A 2097-nucleotide genomic window follows, 5' to 3' on the forward strand; every position below is an offset into this window, starting at 1 on the left:
CAGTTCAACTATGATTTTTGGTGACAACTCCTTTCCATTTCCTTGTACTTTTTTAGCACATCTATTTGTTGCTTTAAGAACCGATTCTCCGCCTTTATTTGCTCCAGTTCCGAGGTAAACTCAGGTCCTTTACCGTAGCTGTATTGTTTGCCTACAGGTTGCTCCAAGCGGTTTAACTCGCCCTTGCGGTACCATCGCATCCAGGTTTCCAATTGCGTCTTATTTCGTATGCTCAGCTGCTCCATGACCTCTTTCACTGGAACTCCTGTTATTCTCAATTCAATGGCTTTCATTTTTGTTTCCACTGGGTAACTTACTCTTGTTGCCAACGTAAAAACACCTCCAAGGTTGTCTCCATATCTTACGACATGGTTGCATTTTCTTGAAGGTGTTTTGATTTGTCTCACGTTATGGGGTCAGTCCCGAGTAAGAAAAAATTGAAAACCTTTTTTGATGAAAAGGAATTAGAACCACGTACTTTTTCGATTTCTCATAACGAAAAAGTACATATGGTTGAAAGTGATTTCCTCATCAATTTGATTGTGAATTCCACGCCGGAGCACGAGCAAAGAAAAATTTTAGAAATGATCGTTGCTATTGATTTTAAAAACGGGGACGTAAATCATTTTCTCGAACATTTGGCCAAAGGCTATGTCGTGAATAATTTTTAATATGAGGAAACCAAATATAGCGCCAGCCCAGCTTTAAAAAAGGTTGCTCAAGCCAAAGCGGAACTTAAAGCAATTAATTAACTTTTGAAAAAGTCACAGTGGCGCGGTTTATTCAGCGCTATTGTGACTTTTTCAGCAATGAAGCAAAGACGATATCAGATATTGATTTTATGATTTCTTATCTTCGGATTTACAGCTTGTACAACAGTAAAGCTGCGAGAAAATACGGTGAACGAGTTAAGTAATTTGATGAATATCTTTGTACGTGGGAGGTTATGTCTTTGAGCCAAATTGTAAAAGGAGAAATATCAGTTTGTTGCAAAAAGCCAGTCACACGCGGAGATACCACAAGAGATACTGCACAAAATGTAATATGGAGTGCCAAGTAATTCAGTGAATATTGAATTACTATAGGACCCGTATTTAATATACGGGACCACTGGATTAGATTGTCATTCTCTTAACGTTTGATGATAGCACAWATATAACATAACTTTTTTCTTCCTTTTATAAGCTTTAAATTTTCACAATATGCACATTTCATAGGCTCTCACCTCCTGAGTTATTATGTCCGATGGTCGTTAAGGAATATACAGGTAAGTTGAACATTGAAGATTACGGGAGTAGCAARCWTGTTACATTAATCTCAAAGYAGTTTGAAAAGGAAATTTGTAATTACATGAGGAGGATTAAAAAACCTCCAATATCTTCTCTAATAGACTGACCCATAACTTGGCTACAWGCRACTAGTCCAAGTGATGTGTCAGCRGCAATTTTAGCRGCAATTTCRGGATCAGAGAATCTTGCACCTACAGGGATGTCTTCGAGTTTAACAGRGGGTCTTTCAGGCATCATAGGTACGGAAGCAATTCCGTTATCAGTAAGCAATGTATCACATTCTTTAATYTCCATCTTKGCTTGATCAATGAGAGCATCCAGTATTTTTTTTAAGTCTTTGTCTCCAGCRTGGTTTAAGTATGCTTGGTAACAGGATACAGCGCCTTTTGCTACAGTTGAAGCCTGCCAAACACTAAATATTTCACCGTAGTGCATTGGTTCATCCTTTGGATTGCCGCTTAAAATTCCCATTTGATTTGCTCCTTTTGATTCATTAATTTTTTGAACTGACTTAATATGCTTAACTACACAGAAATAATACGAATAAGGGTGAAATTCACAAAAATACGTGGAAACACTTCGAATTAGGCAGAAAAAATGAACGAAGCTATTTTGCACTCAAATGAACCCCCCATTAAATGCAGGGGTTCATGAAAAACGATTCTCTATTCTTGCTTAAGTACGTTCCCGATCTCGGCTTCTTAATCCGATTAAGCCCGTTAAGCCAAGCAAACCAAGCCAGCCCCAATTATTTCTTCTATCGTCTGTTGTCGCATTTGTCCGATAGTTGTTTGCATTCATACCCGTG

The 2097-nt window shown here is 38.1% G+C and carries 2 protein-coding genes and 2 pseudogenes; 1 reads left to right on the top strand and 3 read right to left on the bottom strand.

Features of this window, described 5'->3' with window-relative positions:
• Positions 1–329, bottom strand: a pseudogene (locus AC1DPK_RS34095) (IS3 family transposase); the annotation flags it as partial.
• Between the two features lie 69 nt (positions 330–398).
• On the opposite strand from AC1DPK_RS34095, the gene AC1DPK_RS34100 reads away from it, so the two are divergent.
• On the top strand, positions 399–671 hold the full coding sequence (locus AC1DPK_RS34100; protein ID WP_441887057.1) for a hypothetical protein: 273 nt from the start codon (positions 399–401) through the stop codon (positions 669–671).
• A 699-nt stretch (positions 672–1370) separates the two neighbouring features.
• On the opposite strand, the pseudogene AC1DPK_RS34105 reads toward AC1DPK_RS34100, so the two are convergent.
• Both AC1DPK_RS34105 and AC1DPK_RS34110 read right to left on the bottom strand, forming a co-directional pair.
• Positions 1371–1760: pseudogene (locus AC1DPK_RS34105) on the bottom strand (DUF3231 family protein); the annotation flags it as partial.
• Positions 1761–1964: 204 nt separating this feature from the next.
• Positions 1965–2090 (bottom strand): WGxxGxxG family protein, encoded by a 126-nt coding sequence (locus AC1DPK_RS34110; protein WP_477513024.1) that lies wholly within the window; start codon positions 2088–2090, stop codon positions 1965–1967.
• Positions 2091–2097 lie beyond the last annotated feature (7 nt).

Source organism: Paenibacillus sp. 01T424 (assembly GCF_056398745.1).